The organism is Streptomyces sp. NPDC016640, from assembly GCF_043076215.1.
Lineage (GTDB): Bacteria > Actinomycetota > Actinomycetes > Streptomycetales > Streptomycetaceae > Streptomyces.
The window spans coordinates 437,101-459,876 of record NZ_JBIBRG010000001.1 but is presented as its reverse complement, the minus strand read 5'-3'; the positions used below and the strand labels follow the sequence as shown (position 1 = coordinate 459,876).

The window sequence follows — 22,776 nt, the reverse complement described above, 5'->3', positions numbered from 1 at the left end:
CCGGGCCGGCGGCCCCGCCGGCGTCAGTGCGGCAGGGTCGCCGGGCTGCCGCCGTTCGCCTCGTAGCCGGCGACCGCCAGGGCGCGGTAGACGGCGAACTCTGCGGCGGGGTCCGGGGACAGGCTCCACGGCAGGGCGCCGACGTGGCCGTCGATGTGTATCAGCTGGCTCATGGCCTCCGCCCAGCGCTCGGCGCGCACCAGGAAGAAGACCAGCAGATGGCGCACATGGGCCGTCATCGGGTCGTCGGGGCGGGCGGAGTGCACCGCGTGCAGCGCGCCGTGGATCGCCTTGGTGACGACCTCGCTCCGGTAGAAGCCGGTGACCAGGTTCACCTCGGGCAGGTGCTCGAACACCGCGAACAGCGGCATGGCGGTCAGCAGGGAGCCCCGGGGCGCCCGCGCCGCAGCGGCCTCCGCGAACGAGTACGCCTGCTGCCGCGAGCCGTGCCACTTCTCGCACCAGTAGTGCAGCGCCGCCAGGTGCGCCCCCATGTGGTTCGGCGCGCGGTCCAGGATCTTCAGCCAGAGCTGCTCGAAGTCCTGCCGGGAGTAACCGAGCCCGCGGGCCACCGAGAGCTCCACGATGTACGGGACCGGGTCACCGGGCGCCGACAGAGCCGCCTCGCCGCACGCCGCCTTCGCCTCCTCCATGATGATCCGGAACTCGTCCGTCCCGGGCGCCGCGGTCCGCCACGCCTGCTGCACCAGGAACTCGGCGTGCACGGCGGCTCCCGCCGCGTCCTTGGGCGCCTCGGTCCGCCACGCCCGCAGCCACTGTCCGCCGGGCGCCTCGCCCGCGTTGCCGGGCCGCCGGCTCAGCTCCAGCGAGGCCGCGCCCGCGAAGGCCTGCACGCGCTGCCAGCGCAGCTCGCCCGCCGCGTCCGTGCCGGCCAGCAGCTGCCGCGCCGCGCGGTGGTCCTGGGTGCGCTGCACCACCTCCAGCACGTCCAGCAGGTCCTGGTCGGGGCCGGGCACGCGGATGTCCAGCTCCTCCTCGCGGGCGAAGCCGTAGTTCGCCGGGTCCGCCGCGTCCGGGTGGCCGGGCGGGACCAGTCCGACCGCGCCGCGCCGGCGCCTGAGGAACGGCGACACCACGACGCCGAGCATGACGAGCGCGATCAGCACCCAGAGAATCTCCATGCCACCAGCGAACCAGACCGCGCCGGCAATTGGCCAACCCGCTCCCCGAACCTGTGGAAAACTCCGGGTCCGCCATCGGCGGCCCGCGCACACTACCCTCGGTGCCCATGAGCGACAGGCACATCAGTCAGCACTTCGAGACGCTCGCGATTCACGCGGGCAACACCGCCGACCCCCTGACGGGGGCGGTCGTCCCGCCGATCTACCAGGTGTCCACCTACAAGCAGGACGGTGTGGGCGGCCTGCGCGGCGGCTACGAGTACAGCCGCAGCGCCAATCCGACCAGGACCGCGCTGGAGGAGAACCTCGCCGCCCTGGAGGGCGGCCGCCGCGGCCTCGCGTTCGCGTCCGGACTGGCGGCCGAGGACTGCCTGCTGCGCACGCTGCTCGGCCCCGGCGACCACGTGGTGATCCCGAACGACGCGTACGGCGGCACGTTCCGCCTCTTCGCCAAGGTCGTCGCCCGGTGGGGCGTGGAGTGGTCGGTGGCCGACACCGGCGACCCCGCCGCCGTGCGGGCCGCGATCACCCCGAGGACCAAGGCCGTGTGGGTGGAGACCCCCTCCAACCCGCTGCTCGGCATCACCGACATCGCCGCCGTCGCGCAGGTCGCCCGGGACGCGGGCGCCCGCCTCGTCGTCGACAACACCTTCGCCACGCCCTACCTGCAGCAGCCGCTCGCGCTCGGCGCGGACGTCGTCGTGCACTCCCTGACCAAGTACATGGGCGGCCACTCCGACGTCGTCGGCGGCGCGCTGATCACCGGTGACGCCGAGCTCGGCGAGGAGCTGGCGTTCCACCAGAACGCGATGGGCGCGGTCGCCGGGCCCTTCGACTCCTGGCTGGTGCTGCGCGGCACCAAGACGCTCTCGGTCCGCATGGACCGGCACAGCGCGAACGCGACGCGGATCGCCGACATGCTGACCCGCCACGCGCGCGTGACGGACGTCCTGTACCCGGGGCTGCCCGACCACCCCGGTCACGAGGTCGCCGCCAAGCAGATGCGGGCCTTCGGAGGCATGGTCTCCTTCCGCGTCGAGGGCGGCGAGGAGGCGGCCGTCGAGGTCTGCAACCGGGCCCGGGTGTTCACGCTCGGCGAGTCGCTCGGCGGCGTCGAGTCGCTGATCGAGCACCCGGGGCGGATGACGCACGCGTCCGCGGCGGGCTCCGCGCTCGAGGTCCCCGCCGACCTGGTGCGCCTGTCGGTGGGCATCGAGAACGTCGACGACCTGCTCGAAGACCTCCAGCAGGCGCTCGGCCGGTAAAAGCCGGCAGGGGCCGGACGAGGGCGGGTGGCGGCCGGCGGGTCCGGCCGGGGCCGGTCACCGGACCGTCAGGGGCGGGGCCGTCCGCGAGGGCGGCTCCCCCCGGGGGCGCGCCGTCGGCGTCCACACCACCAACGCCACGGCCACCACGGGCAACAGCAGCCACATCGCGCGGCGGACGAGCGTCCCGCGGCGCAGCAGGCGTCCGCCCGCGCCCGCGACGTACGCCTCGAACTCGCGGGCCCGGCGGACGTCCCGGGACACGTGCCGTTCCCGCAACCGCGCCTTCCGTCGCCCCGGAGACGAGAGAGCCGGTCCCGGCCGGGTACGACGGGGACCCGGTCCCATGTCAGGCCAGGGCGCACCGCGCGGTCAGGAGCCGCGGACACGCGGAACCGGGCCCGCGTACGCCGCGGCTCAGGAGGCCGGCCGCTCCTCCGGTCCGCCGGAGACCCCCGGCACCGACATCCGCGCGGACAGCGCGCTGTTGAAGCGCGTCAGGAGCGCGCAGAACGCCTCGCGCTCCTCCGGCGCCCAGGCGTGTGTCAGCTCGGCCATCAACTGACGCCGGGAGGAACGCACTTCCTCCAGACGCGACTGCCCGCGCGGGGACAGCTGGAGCACGACCGCGCGCCCGTCCTCGGGGTGCGAGGTCCGCTTGACCAGGCCGGTGTCCACGAGCGGGGCGACCTGGCGGGTGACCGTCGAGGAGTCGATGCCCATGCTCGCGGCGAGCGCCTTGACGCCCATCGGGCCTTCCTTGTCGAGACGGTTGAGCAGCAGGTACGCGGCGCGGTCCATCGAGTTGCGCACCTGGCCGACCCCGCCGAGCCGCGTCTGTTCCGCGCGGCGGGCGAACAACGCCACCTCGTGCTGCAGCGTGTCGAGAAGACCGGTGTCACCGACGGCCGACAGGTCCGTCGTCATGTCCATCGACATTTCAGGTGTTGTGGGCATGGCCGGAGGCTCACTTCGTGGAGGGCTGCTCATTGGGGGACAGGGTACGCGGATGGAAGGCAGGTCGTATCGGGGCTGCGCAAAGCCGAGTCCGCGGGTTGGTCACACCGGCCGCCGCCGTCCGCGAACTGCGATGCTGGAGCCATGAGCTACAGCACGGCCGAAGCCCTGCGGACCGTCACTCTCGACGACGTGCGCGGCGCCCGGAAGATGCTCTCGGGCGTGGCGCGGATGACCGCGATGGAGGGCAGCAGGCACCTGTCCCGGACGGTGGCGGCCCCGGTGCACCTGAAGTGCGAGAACCTTCAGCGGACGGGGTCGTTCAAGCTGCGCGGCGCGTACGTGCGGATCGCCGGGCTGCTGCCCGAGGAGCGGGCCGCCGGTGTCGTCGCGGCGAGCGCCGGCAACCACGCGCAGGGGGTCGCACTGGCGTCGTCGCTGCTCGGGGTGCGTTCCACCGTGTTCATGCCGAAGGGCGCCCCGCTGCCGAAGATCAGCGCGACCCGGGAGTACGGCGCCGAGGTCCGCCTGCACGGTCAGGTGGTGGACGAGACGCTGGCCGCCGCGACGGAGTACGCGCACGAGACGGGCGCGGTGTTCATCCACCCCTTCGACCACCCGGACGTCATCGCGGGCCAGGGCACGGTGGGCCTGGAGATCCTGGAGCAGTGCCCCGAGGTGCGCACGATCGTCGTCGGGGTCGGCGGGGGCGGGCTGGCCGCCGGGATCGCGGTCGCGGTGAAGGCGCTGCGGCCCGATGTGCGGATCGTCGGCGTGCAGGCGGCGGGCGCGGCGGCGTACCCGCCCTCGCTGGCGGCCGGGCGTCCGGTGCCGGTGCGCAACCCGGCGACGATGGCCGACGGCATCAGGGTGGGCCGGCCCGGCGACGTGCCGTTCGGGATCGTGGGCGAGCTGGTGGACGAGGTGTGCACGGTCACCGAGGACGAGCTGTCGGCCGCGCTGCTGCTGTGTCTTGAGCGGGCCAAGCTGGTCGTCGAACCGGCCGGGGCCAGCCCGGTCGCGGCGCTGCTCAGCCGGCCCGGCGCCTTCGAGGGGCCGGTCGTCGCGGTGCTGTCCGGCGGCAACGTGGACCCGGTGCTGCTGGAGCGGCTGCTGCGGCACGGCATGGCGGCGCAGGGCCGGTACCTGGCCGTCCGGCTGCGTCTGACGGACCGGCCGGGCGCCCTCGCGTCGCTGCTCGGGACCCTGTCCGCGGTCGACGTCAACGTCCTCGACGTGAGTCACGTACGGACCGACCCGCGGCTCGGGCTCACGGAGGCGGAGGTCGAGCTGCACCTGGAGACCAAGGGCCCGGCGCACTGCGCCGAGGTCGGCCAGGCCCTGCGCGAGGCGGGTCACACGGTCATCGGCTGACGCGGTCATCGGCCGGCGGGGCCATCGGCCGGTCCTGATCGTCGTGCTCTTCCGCACCCTCGCCGTGCGCAGGCACCGCTCGGCCGCGGCATGACGAAGCCCCCGGCGCCGCTGGGGCGCCGGGGGCCGCCGTGGGGACCCGCGGGGCGGGTCAGCCGCTGTACGGCTCGGCCTCGAGGATCTTCACCGAGGCCTTCTTGCCGTTCGGCAGCTCGTACTCCGCGTCCTCGCCGACCTTGTGGCCCATGACGCCGGAGCCCAGCGGGGACTGCGGCGAGTAGGTCTCGATGTCGGAGCTCGCGTACTCGCGCGAGGCGAGCAGGAAGGTCAGCGTGTCGTCCTCGTCGCCGTCGAAGGCGATCGTCACGACCATGCCGGGCGCCACCGCGCCGTCGGCCGCCGGGGCCTCGCCGACCTTCGCGTTCTCGAGGAGCTGGGTGAGCTGGCGCACACGGAGCTCCTGCTTGCCCTGCTCCTCCTTGGCCGCGTGGTACCCGCCGTTCTCCCGCAGGTCCCCCTCCTCGCGCGCGGCGGCGATCTTGGCGGCGATCTCCGTGCGCGCGGGACCAGTAAGGTACGCAAGCTCGTCCTTGAGCTTGTTGTACGCCTCCTGGGTCAGCCAGGTGACGTTCTCGCTGGTCTGGGTCACAGGTGCTCCTCGTAGGTACTGGGATACAAAGCATCGCCCTCCCAGAAGCATGGTCCTCCAGGGATGGGCGAAACCACGAGCCTAACAATTCAGGACGCGAAGGGGGAGGACAAAAGCCACCGGAATCGTGTCGGCGCAGGTCAGCGGCCGGGTATTCCTCGCCGCGTCACTCCGCGTGGCAGCCGACGAGTTCGGCGGTGGTGCCCGGGGAGGTCGTACGCAGGGTGACGACCTCGTCGACGCGCGTGGCGTCGGTGCCGAAGCGGAAGTCGGCGCGGCCCACCTCGGCGCCGTTCTCGGCCTGCGAGCGCACCGTGCAGTAGCCGGCGGTCCCCGCGTCCTTGTGCACCTCCAGGTGCACCTTCACCGCGTCCTCGGAGGCGTCGAAGCCGATCACCTCGGCGCTGATCTCGTTCTGGCCCACGTAGTGGTAGCCGAACCAGCCGACCAGCCCGAGCAGCAGCACCCCCAGCACCGCGCCGACGGCCTTGAGGGTGCGGTCGGCACGCTCGTCCGAGGAGCGGCCGTATCGGCCCTCGGGCAGCCGCGTGCTCGGCGTACTCATGATCGTCTCCTCGGCAGCAGGGGACCGGCGTCACCCGGCGGGTCCCGGAACGGGACTCCGGAATTTTTCGTCCCCCGATTCGGTCACTATAGAAGCCTGCGACTGCGCCGCCGCATACAGGGCGCCCAACGACTTGAGGATTGAGTCTTGACTGACCAGCTGCGACTGATGGCCGTGCACGCCCACCCCGACGACGAGTCGAGCAAGGGCGCGGCCACCATGGCGAAGTACGTGTCCGAGGGGGTGGACGTGCTGGTGGTGACCTGCACCGGAGGGGAGCGCGGCTCCATCCTCAACCCGAAACTGCAAGGCGACGCGTACATCGAGGAGCACATCCACGAGGTACGCAAGAAGGAGATGGACGAGGCCCGCGAGATCCTCGGGGTCAAGCAGGAGTGGCTCGGCTTCGTCGACTCCGGCCTGCCCGAGGGCGACCCGCTGCCCCCGCTGCCGGAGGGCTGCTTCGCCCTGGAGGACGTCGACAAGGCGGCGGGCGAGCTGGTCCGCAGGATCCGTGCCTTCCGTCCCCAGGTGATCACCACCTACGACGAGAACGGCGGCTACCCGCACCCCGACCACATCATGACCCACAAGATCACGATGGTGGCGTTCGAGGGCGCGGCGGACACCGCGAAGTACCCCGAGGCAGAGTACGGCCCGGCGTACCAGCCGCTGAAGGTCTACTACAACCAGGGCTTCAACCGCCCCCGCACCGAAGCGCTGCACCAGGCCATGCTGGACCGCGGGATGGAGTCGCCGTACGGGGAGTGGCTCAAGCGCTGGAGCGAGTTCGAGCGCAAGGAGCGCACGCTCACCACGTACGTGCCCTGCGCCGACTTCTTCGAGATCCGCGACAAGGCGCTGATCGCGCACGCCACGCAGATCGACCCCGACGGCGGCTGGTTCCGGGTGCCGATGGACCTCCAGCGGGAGGTCTGGCCCACGGAGGAGTACGAGCTCGCCAAGTCCCTCGTCGACACCTCCCTCCCCGAGGACGACCTCTTCGCGGGCATCCGGGACAATGCCTGACATGAGCGCAAGCGCAAGCCTGGCAATGACCCACCTGGTCCCCCTCGCCAAGGAACTCGACGAGGACAAGGTCACCCCCGGCGTCCTCGGCTTCATCGTCTTCGCGGTGATGGCCCTGGCGGTCTGGGGCCTGATGAAGTCGATGAACCGGCACATGGGACGGGTGGACTTCCCCGAGTCCCGGGAGCCGGGGGCCGATGCGGAGAACGCCGCCGCGGCCAACGGCGGTGAGAAGCGCGGCTGACCGCTGACCACCGGCCGCTGACCACCGGCCGCTGGGCGGTGCGGGCGGGCGCCCGGTGCCGGGACGGGCCGGTGCGGTCGCGCGGCCCGGCGCCCGCGGGGTGCCCGCGAGGTGCCTCCCCCGCACTCGGCCCCGCTCGAGCGGAGAACCCCCACCGCCCACCCGCGCCGCCCCGGCGGCACGACTTGCCGGGGGCGGTGCGACCGCCCGCGGGGGCGGCGCTCCTACGCCTTCCCGCCCACCGCCACGCCCATCACCTCGCGGGCGTGGCGGCCGGGGACCATGCCGAGGCGCCAGGCCTGCCGGCCCGCCTCCAGGCTCACCCCCCGCGCCAGCAGCACCTTGCCGTCGCTGCGCCCGCCCCACCGGCGCACTTCCTCCTCCACGGCCCGCGCCGACAGCCGTTCGGCATCCGCCCGATGACCGTCCCGCATGTCACGTCCCCCTCCGGCGGCGACTCCGTCGCCCACGAGTGTGCCCGGGACGGCGCCGCAGCGCGAGGGCCCCGGGCGGGCGGTGCCGGCCGGGCCGTCCTGCGACGGTTCCCGGTTCGTCGGGCAGGATGGGGATATGCCGAATCGACTGGCCGACGAGACGTCCCCCTATCTGCTCCAGCACGCCGACAACCCGGTCGACTGGTGGCCGTGGTCCCCGGAGGCGTTCGAGGAGGCGCGGCGGCGCCAGGTGCCGGTGCTGCTGAGCGTCGGCTACTCGAGCTGCCACTGGTGCCATGTGATGGCGCACGAGTCCTTCGAGGACCGGGCCACCGCCGACGACATGAACGCGCACTTCGTCAGCATCAAGGTGGACCGCGAGGAGCGCCCGGACGTCGACGCCGTCTACATGGAGGCGGTGCAGGCGGCGACCGGGCAGGGCGGGTGGCCCATGACCGTGTTCCTCACGCCGGACGCCGAGCCGTTCTACTTCGGTACGTACTTCCCGCCCGCGCCCCGGCACGGCATGCCGTCCTTCCGGCAGGTGCTCGACGGCGTCCACCAGGCGTGGGACGAGCGGCGGGACGAGGTCGACGAGGTCGCCGGGAAGATCACGCGGGATCTGGCCGGGCGGGAGCTGTCCTACGGCGACGACCGGGTGCCGGGCGAGCCGGAGCTCGCGCAGGCGCTGCTCGGGCTGACCCGGGAGTACGACCCGCAGCGCGGCGGGTTCGGCGGGGCGCCGAAGTTCCCGCCGTCCATGGTGATCGAGTTCCTGCTGCGGCACCACGCCCGCACCGGTGCCGAGGGCGCGCTGCAGATGGCGCGGGACACCTGCGAGCGGATGGCGCGCGGGGGGATCTACGACCAGCTCGGCGGCGGGTTCGCGCGGTACTCCGTCGACCGGGACTGGGTCGTGCCGCACTTCGAGAAGATGCTGTACGACAACGCGCTGCTGTGCCGGGTCTACGCCCATCTGTGGCGGGCCACCGGCTCGGAGCTCGCGCGCCGGGTGGCGCTGGAGACCGCCGACTTCATGGTCCGCGAACTGCGCACCGGCGAGGGCGGGTTCGCGTCCGCGCTGGACGCCGACAGCGACGACGGCTCGGGACGGCACGTCGAGGGCGCGTACTACGTGTGGACGCCCGCGCAACTGCGCGGGGTGCTGGGGGAGGACGACGCCGAACTCGCCGCGCGGTACTTCGGGGTGACCGAGGAGGGCACCTTCGAGGAGGGCGCCTCGGTGCTGCGGCTGCCGCAACGGGACGAGGTGTTCGACGCCGGGCGGATCGACGGCATCAGGGAGCGGCTGTTCGCGGCGCGTTCCGCGCGGCCCGCGCCCGGCCGGGACGACAAGGTGGTCGCCGCCTGGAACGGGCTCGCGATCGCCGCGCTCGCCGAGACCGGGGCCTACTTCGACCGGCCGGACCTGACCGAGGCGGCCGTCGCCGCCGGTGACCTGCTGGTGCGGCTGCACCTCGACGACCAGGCCCGTATCTCCCGCACCAGCAGGGACGGCCGTGTCGGGGCCAACGCGGGGGTGCTGGAGGACTACGCGGACGTCGCCGAGGGCTTCCTGGCGCTCGCGTCGGTGACGGGGGAGGGCGTGTGGCTGGAGTTCGCCGGACTGCTGCTCGGCCATGTGCTCGCCCGGTTCACCGATCCCGCTTCGGGTGCCCTGTACGACACGGCGGCCGACGCGGAGCGGCTCATCCGGCGGCCGCAGGATCCCACCGACAACGCCGTTCCGTCCGGCTGGACGGCCGCCGCGGGCGCGCTGCTGGGCTACGCCGCGCACACCGGGTCGGAGCCGCACCGCGCCGCCGCCGAGCGGGCGCTCGGCGTGGTGAAGGCGCTCGGGCCGCGGGTGCCGAGGTTCGTCGGGTGGGGGCTCGCGGTCGCCGAGGCGGTGCTGGACGGTCCGCGGGAGGTCGCGGTGGTCGGTCCGGCGCTCGACGACCCCTCGACGACCGCCCTGCACCGCACGGCACTCCTGGGTGCCGCGCCCGGCGCGGTGGTCGCCGTCGGCACCCCGGGGAGCGACGAGTTCCCGTTGCTCGCCGACCGGCCGCTGGTCGGGGGCGGACCGGCCGCGTACGTCTGCCGCAACTTCACCTGCGACGCGCCGACGACCGATCCGGACCGGCTGCGCGCGGCGCTGGGCGGCTGAGCCGCCCGGCCCCGGGGCCGGGGATGAACGCCGGGCGCGCCGAGGATCGGCGCGCCCGTGGTGAGCCCCGTGGTGAGCAGGGAGGAGGCCGGCGCGGTCACGGCGGCGGTCGCCGGCCCGGCGGTGGGAGGCCGGGAGGCCCCCCCGTGGGCGAGGCCGTCGGGGACGGGGGAGCACCGCTCGTCGCAGGGGTACCGGCCGGGGCACTCAGCCCCCGTGGGTGTCCCGGCTCAGGGCGCGCTCCACGATGGCCTCCAGCTGCTCGTGGTGCGCGCCCTTCCAGTAGGCGCGCCCGCACGCGGTGCACCGGGCGAACACGTCGTAGGTGCGGTGGGTGCCGCCCTTGAGCTGGTCGGCGACCTCCTCCTTGGTGGCCCGGTGCAGCAGGCCGTTGCAGGCGGTGCAGCGGGTCCAGGGCCGCAGCTCGGGCCGGAAGCGGTCCAGTACGTAGGTGAGCTGTTCCTCGGGGCGGGTGCTGTAGACGAACGCGCCCGCCCACAGCTCCCGGCGGCGCAGCAGCCCCCGGTCGCGGCTGAGCATGACCCGCCGCTCGGCGGCCGACCGGGTGGCCAGCGCCGGGTCGCCGATGTCCGTCGACTCGTACGCCGTGTCCACGCCGAGCAGCCGCAGCCGGCGCGCCAGCGTGCCGAGGTGCACGTCGAGCAGGAAGCGCAGGGGGGCGCCCGGTACCCGCTGGGGATGGGCGACGGCGCGTACGGTCACCGACTCGCCGGCGGCGGGGACGTGGCCGGCGGGCACCTCGTGGCCGTCCACGAGCAGCACGCCGACCTCGGTCAGCGGGACACCGAGGGACTCGACGAGGTGGCCGAGGCTGGACACGCCGTCGGTGGCGGACTTCACGGCGCCCGTGGCGCGGGCCCGGGGGACGAAGACGAGCAGCTCGGGGGAGAACTCGAGGTGGATCTCGGGACCGTTCACCCGGCCAAGGATGTCATGCGCGGGATCGGACGCCCGGGGTTCCCGCGGCGGGTGGGCCGTGCCCGAAGACGCCGAGGACCCGGCCGGCGAGGCCGGCGAAGTCGTCGCTGCGACCGCGTCCGGCCCGGTACCGGCCGGCCTCCACCGGGCCGCCCGTCGGGGACGCCGTGCGGACCCGCGCCCACGCCGCCGGCGGGCCTAGTACGCCACCAGGGAGATGCCGACGTAGTGCGCGATGAAGGCGGCCAGGGTGAAGGTGTGGAAGACCTCGTGGAAGCCGAACCAGCGCGGTGACGGGTTGGGCTTCTGGAGGCCGTAGATGACCCCGCCCGCGCTGTAGAGCAGACCGCCGGCGACCACCAGGACGAGGACGGTGACGCCGCCGGTGCGCAGGAAGTCGGGGAGGAAGAAGACGGCCGCCCAGCCCATCGCGATGTAGCAGGGGGTGTAGAGCCAGCGGGGGGCGCCGACCCAGAAGACCCGGAAGAGGATCCCGGCGGCGGCCGCGGCCCAGATGCCCCACAGCAGCCACCGGCCCTTGGAGTCCGGCAGCAGCAGGATGGTGAGCGGGGTGTAGGTGCCCGCGATGATCAGGAAGATGTTGGCGTGGTCGAGGCGGCGCAGCACGCCGTCCATCCGGGGGCTCCAGTCGCCCCGGTGGTACAGCGCGCTGACGCCGAACAGCAGGCAGGCGGTCAGGGCGTAGACGCCGCAGGCGAGGCGGCCCCGGGGTGAGTCCGCGGAGGCGGTCAGCACCAGCCCGGCCACCAGGGCGGCGGGGAACATGCCGAGGTGCAGCCAGCCGCGGAGCTTGGGTTTGACCGGATGCGGCAGAGAGGTGGCCACCGGGCCGTGGCCGTCGGCCGGACGGTCCGGGGGCACGTCGGGGGCGAACGCAGTCATATCCCACATCGTACCTACGGAACCGTAGGTTACGCCTCGGGGTGCCGGTTCGGCGGCGCGGAGTGGTCATGGTCTCACGCCCGCCCCCGCCGCGGAATCCGGCCGTCACGCAAAGGAGTCGCCGGGTCCACGCACCGTGCGCGCAAGGCGTCGGGAGAAACCGTGGCCATCGTCACGTCGCTCACTTGTGCGCCCCTCTGGACAGATGGGCGCTCTCGTCGGATGATCAAATGAGTGCGGTCGACACCGGATGAGCGCCCAGGGCTCCACCGTGAAGCATCCGGGTCGCAGCCCCCACGGGGCCTCCCAACACAAAATCCCTCATTTAGGAGCAATCGTGGCGCGCGACATCGCGGCTCCCAGCGTCCCCACCACCCACCAGGGACTGATCTCCTGGGTCAACGAGATCGCAGACCTGACGCAGCCGGACCAGGTGGTCTGGTGCGACGGCTCAGAGGCCGAGTACGAGCGCCTGTGCGGGGAGCTCGTCGCCAGGGGCACCTTCCGCAAGCTCGACCCGGTCAAGCGCCCCGGCTCCTACTACGCCGCGTCGGACCCCACCGACGTCGCCCGCGTCGAGGACCGGACCTTCATCTGCTCCGAGAAGGAGGAGGACGCCGGCCCGACCAACCACTGGAAGGCCCCCGCCGAGATGCGGGAGATCTTCACCGGTGAGCGGGGCGTCTTCCGCGGTTCGATGAAGGGCCGCACCATGTACGTCGTGCCCTTCTGCATGGGCCCGCTCGGCTCGCCGCTGTCCGCGATCGGCGTCGAGATCACCGACTCGGCGTACGTCGCCGTCTCCATGCGCACCATGACCCGCATGGGCCGGCCGGTCCTGGACGAGCTGGGTTCCGACGGCTTCTTCGTCAAGGCCGTGCACTCCCTGGGCGCCCCGCTGGAGCCGGGCCAGGAGGACGTCCCCTGGCCCTGCAACAGCACCAAGTACATCTCGCACTTCCCCGAGGACCGCGAGATCTGGTCCTACGGCTCCGGCTACGGCGGCAACGCGCTGCTCGGCAAGAAGTGCTACGCCCTGCGGATCGCCTCCGTGATGGCCCGCGACGAGGGCTGGCTGGCCGAGCACATGCTCATCCTCAAGCTCACCCCGCCGCGGGGGGAGTCCCGGTACGTCGCCGCCGCCTTCCCCTCCGCCTGCGGCAAGACCAACCTCGCCATGCTGGAGCCCACGATCTCCGGCTGGACGGTCGAGACGATCGGCGACGACATCGCCTGGATGCGCTTCGGCGAGGACGGCCGCCTGTACGCCATCAACCCCGAGGCCGGCTTCTTCGGCGTCGCGCCCGGCACCGGCGAGCACACCAACGCCAACGCGATGAAGACCCTGTGGGGCAACTCCGTCTTCACCAACGTGGCGCTCACCGACGACGGCGACGTGTGGTGGGAGGGCATGACCGAGGAGGCCCCCGCCCACCTCACCGACTGGAAGGGCAACGACTGGACCCCCGGGTCCGGCACCCCCGCCGCCCACCCCAACGCCCGCTTCACCACCCCCGCCGCGCAGTGCCCGATCATCGCGCCCGAGTGGGAGGACCCCGGGGGCGTGCCGATCTCCGCGATCCTCTTCGGCGGCCGCCGCGCCACCGCCGTGCCGCTGGTCACGGAGTCCTTCGACTGGAACCACGGCGTCTTCCTCGGCGCCAACGTGGCCAGCGAGAAGACCGCCGCCGCCGAGGGCAGGGTCGGCGAGCTGCGCCGCGACCCGTTCGCCATGCTGCCGTTCTGCGGCTACAACATGGGCGACTACATGGGTCACTGGATCGACGTGGCCAAGGACAAGGACCAGTCCAGGCTGCCGAGGATCTACTACGTCAACTGGTTCCGCAAGGACGACGCCGGCAGGTTCGTCTGGCCCGGCTTCGGCGAGAACTCCCGCGTCCTGAAGTGGATCGTGGAGCGACTGGAGGGCAGGGCGGAGGGCGTCGAGACCCCGATCGGCGTGCTCCCCGCCAAGGGCGCGCTGGACACCGACGGCCTGGACCTGTCCGACGCCGACCTGGACTTCCTGCTCACCGTCGACAAGGACGTGTGGCGCGAGGAGGCCGCCCTGGTCCCCGACCACCTGAACACCTTCGGCGACCACACGCCCAAGGAGCTGTGGGACCAGTATCACGCGCTGGTGAGGCGCCTGGGCTGAACGCCCGCACGGACTCCGCGGCCGGTTGGGACCGGGATGCCCTGACCAGCGATCGTCACGGCCGGCCGCGGGACACACGGCGAGGCCCGCACGACGGCGTGCGGACCACGGGCCTGTGGCCGTGCCCTCCGCCCGCCCCGGCGCAGGGGACGGCCACAGGCCCTCGCCCTTGTGCGCGGGGGCGGGGGCACGGGCGGGTCAGTCCGAGCGGTTCTCCAGGTAGCGGGTGTGGGTCTCCTGGCGGCGGGCCTGCGTCTCGTACAGGTCGGTGGCCAGGCGGTTCGCCTCGTCGTGGAGCAGGGCGAGCTGGCGCTCCAGGTGCCGTTCCGGGGGCACCTGGCCCGGTGCCAGCCGGGTCCACCAGCGGGTGCGGAGGTAGGCGTCGACGGCTTCCGGTACGTCCTGCCGTACGGCCCGGGACAGGGTGTGCACGGCGTCCGGGTCCCGGGCGAGGACCTCGGCCACCCACCCCGGGTCCAGCAGCGCGGCCAGCAGGTCCGTCAGCTCGGTGAGCCGGTCCCCGGCGGCGGCCGGCAGCTCGACGTCCGCCAGGTAGTCCCGCAGCCGGCCGAAGTCGGCCCGCACCTCCTCGAGCCGGGCGGACGGGTCCGGGAAGTCCGGCACCGCCGGCCGCTCCGGCGGGGCGGCCAGCGCGCCCGCGCCGTACAGGCCGGCCACCACGACCGGCCAGTACGGTCCCGCCGCGCCCGTGAACGTCAGCACCAGCCCGGCGAGCCCGCCCGCGCTCCCGGTGAGGTTCTTGCGGGACTCCAGATACGCCATCGCCCTACTGGTAGCCACGGATCTCCTCGAACGCCTCGTCGAGCGAGCCCTGCCCGTCGAAGAGCCGGCCGCCGGTCAGCTCGGCGATGTGTTCCAGTTCCGCGCGGTCGGAGTCGCCGAACAGGACGGGGAAGACGGGGGTGTCCCGCCGGTCCCCGGACAGCCCCCGGTAGAAGGACTCGAAGTCGGCGGCCCCGGCGCCCGCGGTGTTCTCGCCGTCCGTCATCAGCACGATCGAGGTGAAGGTGTCCTCGCCGGTGCCGAGGTGGTCGTAGGCCTTCTCCAGGGACGTGTAGATCGCGGTCTCGCCCTCGGCCCGCAGCCGCCCGGTGTCGCGGCGGATCGCGGCGAGGCCCCGCTGCGGGTCGCCGGGCTCGACGACGTGGGTGCGCACGCTCTTCACCGCCGAGCCGAACGGCATCAGGGTGACCTCCTCGCGGTCGCGGAAGTCGCCGGTGAGACGGGTGAGGGCCTGCTTCAGACGGGTGAGGCGCCCGCCCTCCATCGAGCCGGAGGTGTCGAGGACGTACACCGTCCGCGAGGGGCGGCGCAGTTCGTTCTCGTAGGCGTCGAGCAGGCCGTCGGCGACGGTGCGGCTGCCCGGGAAGGGCAGTTCGCGGCGTCTGCTCGTGTCGAGCCCGGTGGCCGGCTCGACCGAGGCGACGACCGGGCGGCGGTGCGTGTGGTCGGTGATCAGCCGCTGGACGGCGTCCGAGCGCAGCGCCCCGGCCACCCGGCGCACGTCCTCGCGGGTGGCGGCGTCGGTGGAGGCGAGGGAGGACAGCGGGTAGTCGGCGGTGACGACACCGTCCTTCGGGCGGATCACCGTCAGGTTCTCGAACCCCTCGAGGACGGACTCGTAGTTCAGGAGCGCGTCGACGTCCCCGCGGCGGGCGTAGGCGCCGGCCAGCCAGCCCGAGGAACCCGAGGTCAGTTCCTGTCCCCGGAAGAACTCCTCCAGCCGCGGGCGCGCCTTCGTCACGTCCGCGTCGGTGAGCGCGGACTGGGCGCCGGAGAGCGCCGAGGCGACCGATATCAGGGTGGAGAAACCGGAGTTGGAGCGCGCCGGGTCGGTCATGCCGTAGGTGAGCCGGCCGTCCCGCACGGCCCGCTCGATCGCGGACCAGGTGACCTCCTCCGGCTTCCAGCCCAGCTTCTCCACGGTGGCCGGGCGCACGCCGACGGCGACCGGGCTGGACATCACGGGCGTCTCCGAGACGACCTTCTCCGCCGCCTCCGGCCGCAGCCGCAGATAGTCGTTGGAGGACAGCCACACGGCGTCGTACCTGCCGTCGGTCGTCCCCGCGGCCAGCATGTCCACGGCGTCCAGGGTGCCGACGTAGGTGGGCCGGAGGGTGACGCCGGTGTCCTTCTCGATCCGTTCGAACACCGGTGTCATGTCGCTGAGTTCGCTGGAGGCGAGGACCCGGAGGGTGCCCGGCTCGGCGGCGTACGGGTCGGTGTCCTCGCGGCCGTCCCCGCCGCCCGTGCACGCGGTCAGCAGGGTGGCGGTGGCGAGCAGGGCCGCCAGGGCCGGTCCCGTCCTCATCCGAGGCCCCCTTCCAGCGCGCCCCGTGCCCGGCCGCGCTCCAGGTACGTGCTCGCGTGCCGCAGTTCGGAGGCCAGGTTCTCCACCGTCGCCGCCATCGCCTCGGTGGCCTGGACCTTGTAGGTGTCGATGGCGTCGAGGGTGCGGTAGATCTGCTGGAACGCGCTCCGCAGGGTCTCCGCCCCGACCGCCGGTTCGGCGGCGATGCGCTGGATCTCCCCGCTCTGTGTCGCCAGCATCTCCGCGTTGCCGCGGATCAGGTCCTCGGTGGTGCCGCGCAGCGCGCCGACCTGCTCGACCACCTTCTTCTGGTTCTCCAGCGCGGACGCCAGCATCACGGAGATCCGCAGCGCCGACACGGTGGTGGTGGCCGCCCGGTCCACGCCCTTGACCAGCTCGTCGTTGTTGCGGCGTACGACGTCCATGGCGAGGTAGCCCTGTGCGCACACCGCGAGCTGGGTGAGCAGGTCCTGGTGCTTCTGCCGTACGGGGAAGAGGACGTCGGCGCGCAGCGAGCCGGCCTGCGCGGGGTCGGTGGCCTCCACGCCGGTGATGTGCTGCCCGACGGCCCTGTCCAGGGCCTCCGTCAGGACGACGTACTCCTGGAGCTTGCCCATGGTCTCCCACAGCCGGACCCGCTCGGTCTGCAACGCGGCGTTGTCGCGGCGCAGTTCGTCCTGCCCGCTCCGCAGCGAGCCCACGATGCCGTTCAGGGTGGCCTGCGCGGAGGCGTACTTGGCGACGTGGTCGCGCAGCCTCTTGCCGCCCGGCAGCCGGGAGAGGAACGTGCGGCCCCTGCCCGCGGGCAGCTCCCGCGGGTCCAGGTCCTCGACCACGCGCCGCAGTTCGACGAGTGATCCCGCGACCTTGGCCTGGGCGTCCCCGCCCCGGTCGGGCAGGCTGCGGACGGTGCGCTCCAGCATGCGGTTGGACTGCGCGGTGGCGGTGCGCATCTCGCCGGCGCCCAGCGCGGTGATCTCGCCGACCTTGCCGGCGAACTCGGGCGAGCGGGCGTCCAGCGCGGCCAGGCCGTCGACGTACGCGGCGGCCCTGGCGGCCATCTCGGCGCGGACGCCGTCGTCGACCGGGACGAGACCGCCGGCCTTCTCCCGGGGCACGGGAGCGACGGGCTCGGGTGGCGTGAGTGCGAAGTCGCCGTCAGTGGTGCTCACTTGGTGTCGTCCCCCTTATCCGCGCGCCCGTCGCGCCAGCTCGTGCAGCACCGCGGAGGTGGGCACGGGCGCCTGGCGGACGCCGGTCAGTTGCTGCTTGAGGTAGGCGGTGCGGCCCACGGCGGCCGCCGCGAACTCGGTGACGTCGCCCTGCGGGCGGAAGCCGTGCCGGACGGCCAGCTTGCGCAGCGCCGTGTCGCCGCCGAGGAGTTCGGCGAGTTTCCGGCCGTCCTCGGTGAGCGGGACGACGGTGTGGTCGCTGTTGACCGTGGTGTCCGGGTAGAGGACGACGAGGTCGTCCGCGTTCTGCTGCTCGTCGAGGAGCGCGGCCACCTGGGACTCGTAGACGAGGACGAGCGGGTTGCCGGCCCCGCTGACGAAGTCCCGGAACGCCGCGTCCGTGCTGGACTGCTGGGCGCCCTGGACGCTGATCAGCTTGTGCAGCAGGGGAGCGGTCCGCCCGACCTCGGCGTCGCTCGCGACCACCTTGCCGCCGTTGGCGACGTAGGAGGCGGCGGCCAGGTACAGCGCGCCGGAGTTGGAGGTCTCCGGGTCGGTGCTGGAGATGAACAGGGTGCCGGTCAGCTCCCCGTACTCCTCGGCCCCGTCGAGCTGCTGCCAGGTGCGGTCGCGTTCGGCCGCGTCGAGGTAGGCGTCCATCGTCAGCGTGCCCGGGTTCTTCCCGTCGAGCACGGCCAGCCCGTTCGCGGCGAGCACCTCGGCGGCACCGCGCCGGGACACGACCACGAGGGGCGAGTAGAAGGGGCGCGGCAGCATGCCGCGCACCCCGTACTTCTCGGCCAGTTCGGCGGCGGGCGCACGGCTGGACGGGAACGCCAGGTCGTACCCCTTCAGGTCCAGCCCTTCCATGGCCCAGGACCCGGAGGTCTCGGCCTCGACGGTGTAGCCCCGGGCGGCCAGGGCCTGCACCACGTCCGGGTCGGCGAAGAACTCCGCCTTCTCCGACCCGATCACCATGCGCACGGTCTTCGTTGCCGTGCCCGTCTCCTCGCTGTTCCGGCCCGCGACGACGGCGGCGACCACGCCACCGATCAGCAGTACCGCGAGGACGATTCCCATAATCCGTCTCACGTCCGGAGCATCCCTGCGGAATCCAACGTTCCTGGGCGGGCGCGGTGAACGGCCGGTGTCCGCGTGATACCGGTACGCAACGGGAATCAGCCCTTCCGCCGGGGCGGGACGGTCACCCCGACGGACATGGCCGGTCCGGAGGCCGGGGGCATCCGCTCCTGACCCGGCCGGGGGCGAGCACGGCGGTCCGGCGGAGCGGCGAGGAGCACGCTCAGACGGTCTTGGTGGCCCCCGCGTCGACGAACCAGTTCGCGCCGATCGCGCTCGGCATGGTCGGGGAGGCCAGCAGCAGCACCGCGCGGGCGATCTCGGCGGGCTCGATCAGGGTCTCGGTGAGCATCCCGGTCCGCTTCGGCAGGGCCGCCACCAGTGTGCCGTGGCCGACGCCCATGCTGTCCGCGACGTGCGCGATGTATCCGTCCTCACCCGTGATCTGGGGCGTGCGGGTCGCTGACGGCGACACCGCGTTGACCCGCACGCCGGAGGGTGCCACGCGCTCGGCCAGCTGTCGGGTGAAGGCGTTGACGGCCGCTTTGGCGACGGAGTAGGGCAGCGGCTCCGCCCCCGGCCGCCGGGCGCTGTCGGAGCTGATGTTGACCACGGCACCCTTGGCTTCGAGCAGCGAGGGCAGTGCCGCGCGGGTGGTCCGTACCGTCGCGTGGAGGTTGAGGGTGAACGCGGTTGCCCAGACGTCGTCCCCGCCGTTGAGCGGGTCGCCGAACACCTCCTGCGGCACTTCGCCGCCACCGGCGTTGTTGACCAGGACGTCGATTCCGGGACCGAGGGCCAGGACGGCATCGACCATGCGCTGCGGACCGTCGGCCGTGGCGAGGTCGGCGGGGACGAAAGCGGCTCCGGTGGCATCGAGTTCGGGCGTGCTGCGCCGCGCCGTCGCGGTCACCGAGGCCCCTTCCTCCTGGAACGCCCGAACGATCGCGAGGCCTATGCCCCTGCTCGCCCCGGTGACGAGGACGTGCTTTCCGGCGAGCTGAAGATCCATGACGTGCTCCTGTGCTGGAGGGGGATCGGGCGTCGCAACTGAAACAGAGGAATCTCAGTTATGTCAATAACTGCATCTTTCCTGTCTCACTTATTGGCGAAGGTAGGGTGGCTCCGAGGCAGAGGAGGTGACGTGGGCGGGAACAGCTCTCCCCGGCGGATCCGGGCGGACGCCGAACGCAGCACGGCCCGCATCCTGGAAGCGGCCGAGGCGGTGCTCGCCGTGGACGCCACCGCCTCCCTGGAGCGGATCGCGGACGCCGCGGGGCTCGCCCGCGCCACCGTCCACCGCCGGTTCGCCTCCCGCACCGCGCTGTTGGACGCCCTGGCCGAACGGATCGGTCAGCGCTATCTGGCCGGACTGGCGGAAGCGCGGGTGAGGACCGCGCCACCCCTGGTCGCGCTGCACCGTCTCACGGAGATCGTCTTCGACCTCAAGCTCTGCCACCGCTTCGGCGCACAGCTGGCCGCGGCCCTCCCGCCGGCCGTCCTCGACGGCCTCGACCTGCTCTTCGCCCGCCTGAGGGACGCAGGAGCGATCACCGCGGTCGACCCCGTCTGGTGCCGCCGTGTCTACCTGGCCCTCCTGCACGAGGTCCACGACCTGCCCGCGGACTCCCCGGCCCTGGCCTCGGAGACCGCGGACGAGACCGGGGCGAGGGTCGCTCTGATGGTGCGGACCGTGGTGGGCGCGCTGGGCGGCGGTCACGACACGACAGCCCGCTTGCTGGACGGCTAGGCGGTTTCGTTCGGATCAGCGGGCGGACCGGAGGAAGGTGCCCCGGCCCACATCCGCAGCCGGTTGTAGACACCCCGCCAGTTGCCGTACTTCTCCGGCAGGTGCACCCACTGAGTACCGGTCCGGAACTCGAAGGCGATCGCGTCGATCACCCCACGATGGTCCCGCCGGCGGCCACCCCGCTGCGGCGTCGCCCGCGCCATGGGCGTCGGCGAGACGCGGGGCCTCTCCGCCGGCGAAGGGCTGCCCGAGCATGTGGACGTGGTCTTCGGGACCTCCGGCGCGCCGGCCGCACTCGGCCCGGTCCTTGGCCGGCGCTCCCCTCCGGCAACCCCGGACCGACGCGCCAGGCGCCTCACGGAGCGGGAGGACCCTCCCGCTCCGTGAGGCGCCCTCACCGGCGGCCTCGGCGGGGTCACCGGGTGAGAACGATCGTGAGGAGGCCGGCCAGCGCGATGGTCTGAAGGAGGGCACGTATCCAGATGACGCTGTCCCAGCGCTGCTGGAGCTGTCTGGTGTCTGCCGGGACGGTGTGGGCGGCCGCGGCTGCGCGGAGCCTCTTGTTGACGGGTGCGCTGACGCGCAGGTAGAGGGCGAGCCACAGCAGGAGCGCGGTCAGGGCGACGGCTCCGCCGGTGCGAGCCGGAGTGCTGTCGGTGACTGCGGTCGCGAGTGCTGTGGCGACGATGGCCAGGACACCCGGCAGGGGCAGGCGGCGGTCTCCGTATGCGTGGACCCTGCCGAGCAGGTCGGCGACGGAGGCGTCCCTCGCGTCACGGGCGGCCGGGCGCAGAACCAGCGCGCAGAAGACGTCGGTGCCGTAGATGATCCCGGTGCTGAAGACGGCGACGAGTGCGGCGACGTCGGTGAGTGTGTTCATGGCGGTTGTGGTGTTCCTTGCGTGGGCCGGGGTCGCGGGGGTGGTTGCGCTCGCGCGGGGCGAGGGCGGGGTGAGGGGCCGGCCGGGTGCCACGCCGGTGATTCCGGCGTCGGCGGGGTGCGCAGGAGACCCGGCAGTGCTCCCCGTAGACGGCTGCGTCAGGACAGCAGCAGTACGGCGCCGGCGGCGGCCATGACCGCGGCGGTGCTCCCGTGGATGCCGTAGTACGCCGCTGCGGGTCCGCCGCTGAGCTTGGTGATCAGCGCGTCGCCGAGGGCTGTCAGTGAGCCGGCCAGCATGATCCAGCCGTGCAGGTGAGTGTCGCCGGCGAGCAGGACGATCAGCAGGAAGAGCCCGGAGACGATGTCACGGACGCCTTTGACGGAGAGCCAGGCCCGGAAATTGAGGTCGTCCACGGTGCGGTTGCCGGGGATCCCGAAATCTGTTGCCGCACGCTGCGGGGCCACCAGGAAGCGGGTGCCGATGAAGATGATCCCGGCGGCGATCGCCCAGGTGACGACGGTGGCGGCGGTGGTGACGGCGTCAGGCATGCGGTGCTCTCCTCAGCTCACGGCGACGGCCTCTGGCGAGCGCCGCTCATTTCGCTAGCGATGCTAGAACGAGCAATGGCCCGATGTCTAGCGGTGCTAGAATCCATGCATGTCCATCACCCGGAACCGTCGTGAGCGGGAGCGCGCCGAGCGCCACCGCCTCATCCTGGCCGTGGCCCGCGAACTGGCTGAGGCCGAGGGCTGGGAGGCGGTCACCACCCGCCGCCTGGCCGAGCGCGTGGAGTACAGCCAGCCCGTGCTCTACAGCCACTTCAAGGGCAAGGACGCGATCGTGGCGGCCGTCGCCGAGGACGGCTTCGCCGAACTGGCCGAGTTGCTGCGCGGTGCGAGGACAGCCGCCGGGGGGCGTGCGCGGGAGAGCCGCCTGCACGCCGTATGCCGGGCCTATCTGCGTTTCGCCGTCGAACGTCCGGCCCTCTACCAGGCGATGTTCGTGATGCCCACACAGCTGCGGTTCGCCAGCGAGGAGACGTCCGCCGCGCTGCGTGCCGCGTTCGACGCGTTCGTGGAGGCACTGCCCGAGGACAGCACGGACCGGGAGGCACGTGCCGAACTGCTGTGGGCCGCTCTGCACGGCATCTCCGCCCTGTCGGCGACCGGCCGCATACCGACGCACGGCGAGGAGTCCCGGTTGGACCTGTTGATCGAAGGGATCGTCCCGAAGGGCTAGCTGGGCAGTTTCGTTTGGATCAGTTGGCCGTTGGTCCGGGTGTGCCGTTGACTGATGCGCAGTGGGCGCGGATCGAGCCGTTGCCCCCGGACCGGACGCCGAAGCGGGGTGGCCGGCGGCGGGACCATCGTGAGGTGATCGACGCGATCGCCTTCAAGTTCCAGACCGGCACGCAGTGGGTCCACCTGCCGGAGAAGTACGGCAACCGGCGAGGGGTCTGCAACCGGCTGCGGATGTGGGCCGTCGACGGCACATGGGAGCGGGTCCTCACCGCCCTGGTGGCCCAGGCCGACGCGGACGAGGACCTCAACTGGGCGGTCTCGGTCGACTCCACGATCGTGCGGGCTCATCAGCACGCGGCCGGGGCCCGCAAAAAGGGGCCCCGGCCGGCGAACCCGGCGACCACGCCATCGGCCGCTCCCGCGGCGGACTGACCACGAAGATCCGTCCGTCGCCGACGGCAACTGCCGGCCCCGGCCTTCTTTCCCGCC

General features: G+C 72.7%; 25 protein-coding genes. 9 read left to right on the top strand and 16 right to left on the bottom strand.

The annotated features are described in order from the left end of the window. Positions 1 to 23: 23 nt before the first annotated feature. Positions 24 to 1,142: a hypothetical protein gene (locus ACF07S_RS02150; RefSeq protein WP_391961601.1), complete on the bottom strand. Its 1,119-nt coding sequence runs from the start codon at positions 1,140 to 1,142 to the stop codon at positions 24 to 26. A gap of 107 nt (positions 1,143 to 1,249) precedes the next feature. Here ACF07S_RS02150 and ACF07S_RS02145 point away from each other — a divergent pair, with 107 nt between their 5' ends. Next, positions 1,250 to 2,407, top strand: a complete 1,158-nt coding sequence (locus ACF07S_RS02145; protein ID WP_391961600.1) for a cystathionine gamma-synthase — start codon at positions 1,250 to 1,252, stop codon at positions 2,405 to 2,407. A gap of 57 nt (positions 2,408 to 2,464) precedes the next feature. Here the strand turns inward: ACF07S_RS02145 and ACF07S_RS02140 are convergent, their stop codons facing one another. Together ACF07S_RS02140 and ACF07S_RS02135 are read right to left on the bottom strand one after the other, a co-directional pair. After that, the gene (locus ACF07S_RS02140) at positions 2,465 to 2,671 is read right to left on the bottom strand and encodes a hypothetical protein (RefSeq protein WP_391973226.1); all 207 of its coding nucleotides are present in this window, start codon (positions 2,669 to 2,671) and stop codon (positions 2,465 to 2,467) included. Between the two features lie 153 nt (positions 2,672 to 2,824). Continuing rightward, positions 2,825 to 3,346 carry a MarR family winged helix-turn-helix transcriptional regulator gene (locus tag ACF07S_RS02135; protein ID WP_391973328.1) on the bottom strand — a complete coding sequence of 174 codons (522 nt, stop codon included), beginning with the start codon at positions 3,344 to 3,346 and terminating at the stop codon, positions 2,825 to 2,827. A gap of 162 nt (positions 3,347 to 3,508) precedes the next feature. On the opposite strand from ACF07S_RS02135, the gene ilvA reads away from it, so the two are divergent. After that, positions 3,509 to 4,738, top strand: a complete 1,230-nt coding sequence (gene ilvA, locus ACF07S_RS02130; RefSeq protein ID WP_391961598.1) for a threonine ammonia-lyase — start codon at positions 3,509 to 3,511, stop codon at positions 4,736 to 4,738. 151 nt (positions 4,739 to 4,889) lie between these two features. On the opposite strand, the gene greA is transcribed toward ilvA, so the two are convergent. Together greA and ACF07S_RS02120 are read right to left on the bottom strand one after the other, a co-directional pair. Next, positions 4,890 to 5,387, bottom strand: a complete 498-nt coding sequence (gene greA, locus ACF07S_RS02125) for a transcription elongation factor GreA (RefSeq protein WP_391961597.1) — start codon at positions 5,385 to 5,387, stop codon at positions 4,890 to 4,892. A gap of 166 nt (positions 5,388 to 5,553) precedes the next feature. Further along, positions 5,554 to 5,952: a DUF4307 domain-containing protein gene (locus tag ACF07S_RS02120; protein ID WP_391961596.1), complete on the bottom strand. Its 399-nt coding sequence runs from the start codon at positions 5,950 to 5,952 to the stop codon at positions 5,554 to 5,556. Between the two features lie 147 nt (positions 5,953 to 6,099). On the opposite strand from ACF07S_RS02120, the gene mca reads away from it, so the two are divergent. Further along, positions 6,100 to 6,981: a mycothiol conjugate amidase Mca gene (gene mca / locus ACF07S_RS02115; RefSeq protein WP_391961595.1), complete on the top strand. Its 882-nt coding sequence runs from the start codon at positions 6,100 to 6,102 to the stop codon at positions 6,979 to 6,981. Then, entirely contained in the window at positions 6,974 to 7,225 is a 252-nt protein-coding gene (locus ACF07S_RS02110; protein ID WP_391973225.1) for a hypothetical protein, read from the top strand. Before mca ends, ACF07S_RS02110 begins: the two co-directional genes overlap by 8 nt. A gap of 224 nt (positions 7,226 to 7,449) precedes the next feature. Here ACF07S_RS02110 and ACF07S_RS02105 read toward each other — a convergent pair whose 3' ends face one another. Then, the gene (locus ACF07S_RS02105) at positions 7,450 to 7,659 is read right to left on the bottom strand and encodes a hypothetical protein (RefSeq protein ID WP_391973224.1); all 210 of its coding nucleotides are present in this window, start codon (positions 7,657 to 7,659) and stop codon (positions 7,450 to 7,452) included. 136 nt (positions 7,660 to 7,795) lie between these two features. Here ACF07S_RS02105 and ACF07S_RS02100 point away from each other — a divergent pair, with 136 nt between their 5' ends. Then, entirely contained in the window at positions 7,796 to 9,829 is a 2,034-nt protein-coding gene (locus tag ACF07S_RS02100; RefSeq protein WP_391973223.1) for a thioredoxin domain-containing protein, read from the top strand. Between the two features lie 207 nt (positions 9,830 to 10,036). On the opposite strand, the gene ACF07S_RS02095 is transcribed toward ACF07S_RS02100, so the two are convergent. Beyond that, positions 10,037 to 10,768, bottom strand: coding sequence for a Mut7-C RNAse domain-containing protein (locus ACF07S_RS02095; protein WP_391973222.1), 732 nt, complete (start codon positions 10,766 to 10,768; stop codon positions 10,037 to 10,039). Positions 10,769 to 10,966: 198 nt separating this feature from the next. Then, positions 10,967 to 11,671, bottom strand: coding sequence for a hemolysin III family protein (locus tag ACF07S_RS02090; RefSeq protein ID WP_391961590.1), 705 nt, complete (start codon positions 11,669 to 11,671; stop codon positions 10,967 to 10,969). Between the two features lie 337 nt (positions 11,672 to 12,008). Between ACF07S_RS02090 and ACF07S_RS02085 the strand changes: the two genes are divergently transcribed. Further along, a complete protein-coding gene (locus tag ACF07S_RS02085; RefSeq protein WP_391961589.1) occupies positions 12,009 to 13,829 on the top strand; it encodes a phosphoenolpyruvate carboxykinase (GTP) in 1,821 nt (606 codons plus the stop codon). A 198-nt stretch (positions 13,830 to 14,027) separates the two neighbouring features. Here ACF07S_RS02085 and ACF07S_RS02080 read toward each other — a convergent pair whose 3' ends face one another. From ACF07S_RS02080 to ACF07S_RS02060, 5 genes are all read right to left on the bottom strand, one after another. Continuing rightward, entirely contained in the window at positions 14,028 to 14,612 is a 585-nt protein-coding gene (locus ACF07S_RS02080) for a hypothetical protein (RefSeq protein ID WP_391961869.1), read from the bottom strand. Between the two features lie 4 nt (positions 14,613 to 14,616). After that, positions 14,617 to 16,161, bottom strand: coding sequence for a substrate-binding domain-containing protein (locus tag ACF07S_RS02075; RefSeq protein WP_391973221.1), 1,545 nt, complete (start codon positions 16,159 to 16,161; stop codon positions 14,617 to 14,619). Continuing rightward, a complete protein-coding gene (locus ACF07S_RS02070; RefSeq protein WP_391973220.1) occupies positions 16,158 to 17,333 on the bottom strand; it encodes a toxic anion resistance protein in 1,176 nt (391 codons plus the stop codon). The genes ACF07S_RS02075 and ACF07S_RS02070 overlap by 4 nt, the downstream gene beginning before the upstream one ends. A 15-nt stretch (positions 17,334 to 17,348) precedes the next feature. Then, complete coding sequence (locus ACF07S_RS02065; RefSeq protein WP_391961586.1) at positions 17,349 to 18,425, bottom strand: hypothetical protein; 1,077 nt, start codon at positions 18,423 to 18,425, stop codon at positions 17,349 to 17,351. 211 nt (positions 18,426 to 18,636) lie between these two features. Then, positions 18,637 to 19,425 carry an SDR family NAD(P)-dependent oxidoreductase gene (locus ACF07S_RS02060; protein WP_391973219.1) on the bottom strand — a complete coding sequence of 263 codons (789 nt, stop codon included), beginning with the start codon at positions 19,423 to 19,425 and terminating at the stop codon, positions 18,637 to 18,639. Positions 19,426 to 19,557: 132 nt separating this feature from the next. Between ACF07S_RS02060 and ACF07S_RS02055 the strand changes: the two genes are divergently transcribed. After that, positions 19,558 to 20,163 carry a TetR/AcrR family transcriptional regulator gene (locus ACF07S_RS02055; RefSeq protein WP_391961584.1) on the top strand — a complete coding sequence of 202 codons (606 nt, stop codon included), beginning with the start codon at positions 19,558 to 19,560 and terminating at the stop codon, positions 20,161 to 20,163. Here the strand turns inward: ACF07S_RS02055 and ACF07S_RS02050 are convergent. The 3 genes from ACF07S_RS02050 to ACF07S_RS02040 form a co-directional block, all read right to left on the bottom strand. Beyond that, the gene (locus ACF07S_RS02050; RefSeq protein WP_391961583.1) at positions 20,160 to 20,315 is read right to left on the bottom strand and encodes a transposase; all 156 of its coding nucleotides are present in this window, start codon (positions 20,313 to 20,315) and stop codon (positions 20,160 to 20,162) included. The two genes, ACF07S_RS02055 and ACF07S_RS02050, sit on opposite strands and share 4 nt — an antisense overlap. A gap of 263 nt (positions 20,316 to 20,578) precedes the next feature. Then, a complete protein-coding gene (locus ACF07S_RS02045) occupies positions 20,579 to 21,043 on the bottom strand; it encodes a DUF1772 domain-containing protein (protein WP_391973218.1) in 465 nt (154 codons plus the stop codon). 158 nt (positions 21,044 to 21,201) lie between these two features. Then, complete coding sequence (locus tag ACF07S_RS02040; RefSeq protein WP_391961582.1) at positions 21,202 to 21,594, bottom strand: DUF4267 domain-containing protein; 393 nt, start codon at positions 21,592 to 21,594, stop codon at positions 21,202 to 21,204. Between the two features lie 109 nt (positions 21,595 to 21,703). Between ACF07S_RS02040 and ACF07S_RS02035 the strand changes: the two genes are divergently transcribed. After that, complete coding sequence (locus tag ACF07S_RS02035; protein ID WP_391973217.1) at positions 21,704 to 22,285, top strand: TetR/AcrR family transcriptional regulator; 582 nt, start codon at positions 21,704 to 21,706, stop codon at positions 22,283 to 22,285. Continuing rightward, positions 22,174 to 22,719 carry an IS5 family transposase gene (locus ACF07S_RS02030; RefSeq protein WP_391973216.1) on the top strand — a complete coding sequence of 182 codons (546 nt, stop codon included), beginning with the start codon at positions 22,174 to 22,176 and terminating at the stop codon, positions 22,717 to 22,719. The genes ACF07S_RS02035 and ACF07S_RS02030 overlap by 112 nt, the downstream gene beginning before the upstream one ends. The last annotated feature ends 57 nt before the right edge of the window (positions 22,720 to 22,776 follow it).

Bases quoted from the DNA above. Each gene is read 5' to 3' on its own strand.
- ACF07S_RS02105 (WP_391973224.1), bottom strand. From the start codon at position 7,659: ATGCGGGACGGTCATCGGGCGGATGCCGAACGGCTGTCGGCGCGGGCC.
- ACF07S_RS02040 (WP_391961582.1), bottom strand. From the start codon at position 21,594: ATGCCTGACGCCGTCACCACCGCCGCCACCGTCGTCACCTGGGCGATC.
- ACF07S_RS02075 (WP_391973221.1), bottom strand. From the start codon at position 16,161: ATGAGGACGGGACCGGCCCTGGCGGCCCTGCTCGCCACCGCCACCCTG.
- ACF07S_RS02145 (WP_391961600.1), top strand. From the start codon at position 1,250: ATGAGCGACAGGCACATCAGTCAGCACTTCGAGACGCTCGCGATTCAC.
- ACF07S_RS02060 (WP_391973219.1), bottom strand. From the start codon at position 19,425: ATGGATCTTCAGCTCGCCGGAAAGCACGTCCTCGTCACCGGGGCGAGC.
- ilvA (WP_391961598.1), top strand. From the start codon at position 3,509: ATGAGCTACAGCACGGCCGAAGCCCTGCGGACCGTCACTCTCGACGAC.
- ACF07S_RS02135 (WP_391973328.1), bottom strand. From the start codon at position 3,346: ATGTCGATGGACATGACGACGGACCTGTCGGCCGTCGGTGACACCGGT.
- ACF07S_RS02035 (WP_391973217.1), top strand. From the start codon at position 21,704: ATGTCCATCACCCGGAACCGTCGTGAGCGGGAGCGCGCCGAGCGCCAC.
- ACF07S_RS02090 (WP_391961590.1), bottom strand. From the start codon at position 11,671: ATGACTGCGTTCGCCCCCGACGTGCCCCCGGACCGTCCGGCCGACGGC.
- ACF07S_RS02150 (WP_391961601.1), bottom strand. From the start codon at position 1,142: ATGGAGATTCTCTGGGTGCTGATCGCGCTCGTCATGCTCGGCGTCGTG.
- ACF07S_RS02120 (WP_391961596.1), bottom strand. From the start codon at position 5,952: ATGAGTACGCCGAGCACGCGGCTGCCCGAGGGCCGATACGGCCGCTCC.
- ACF07S_RS02110 (WP_391973225.1), top strand. From the start codon at position 6,974: ATGCCTGACATGAGCGCAAGCGCAAGCCTGGCAATGACCCACCTGGTC.
- ACF07S_RS02045 (WP_391973218.1), bottom strand. From the start codon at position 21,043: ATGAACACACTCACCGACGTCGCCGCACTCGTCGCCGTCTTCAGCACC.
- ACF07S_RS02080 (WP_391961869.1), bottom strand. From the start codon at position 14,612: ATGGCGTATCTGGAGTCCCGCAAGAACCTCACCGGGAGCGCGGGCGGG.
- ACF07S_RS02100 (WP_391973223.1), top strand. From the start codon at position 7,796: ATGCCGAATCGACTGGCCGACGAGACGTCCCCCTATCTGCTCCAGCAC.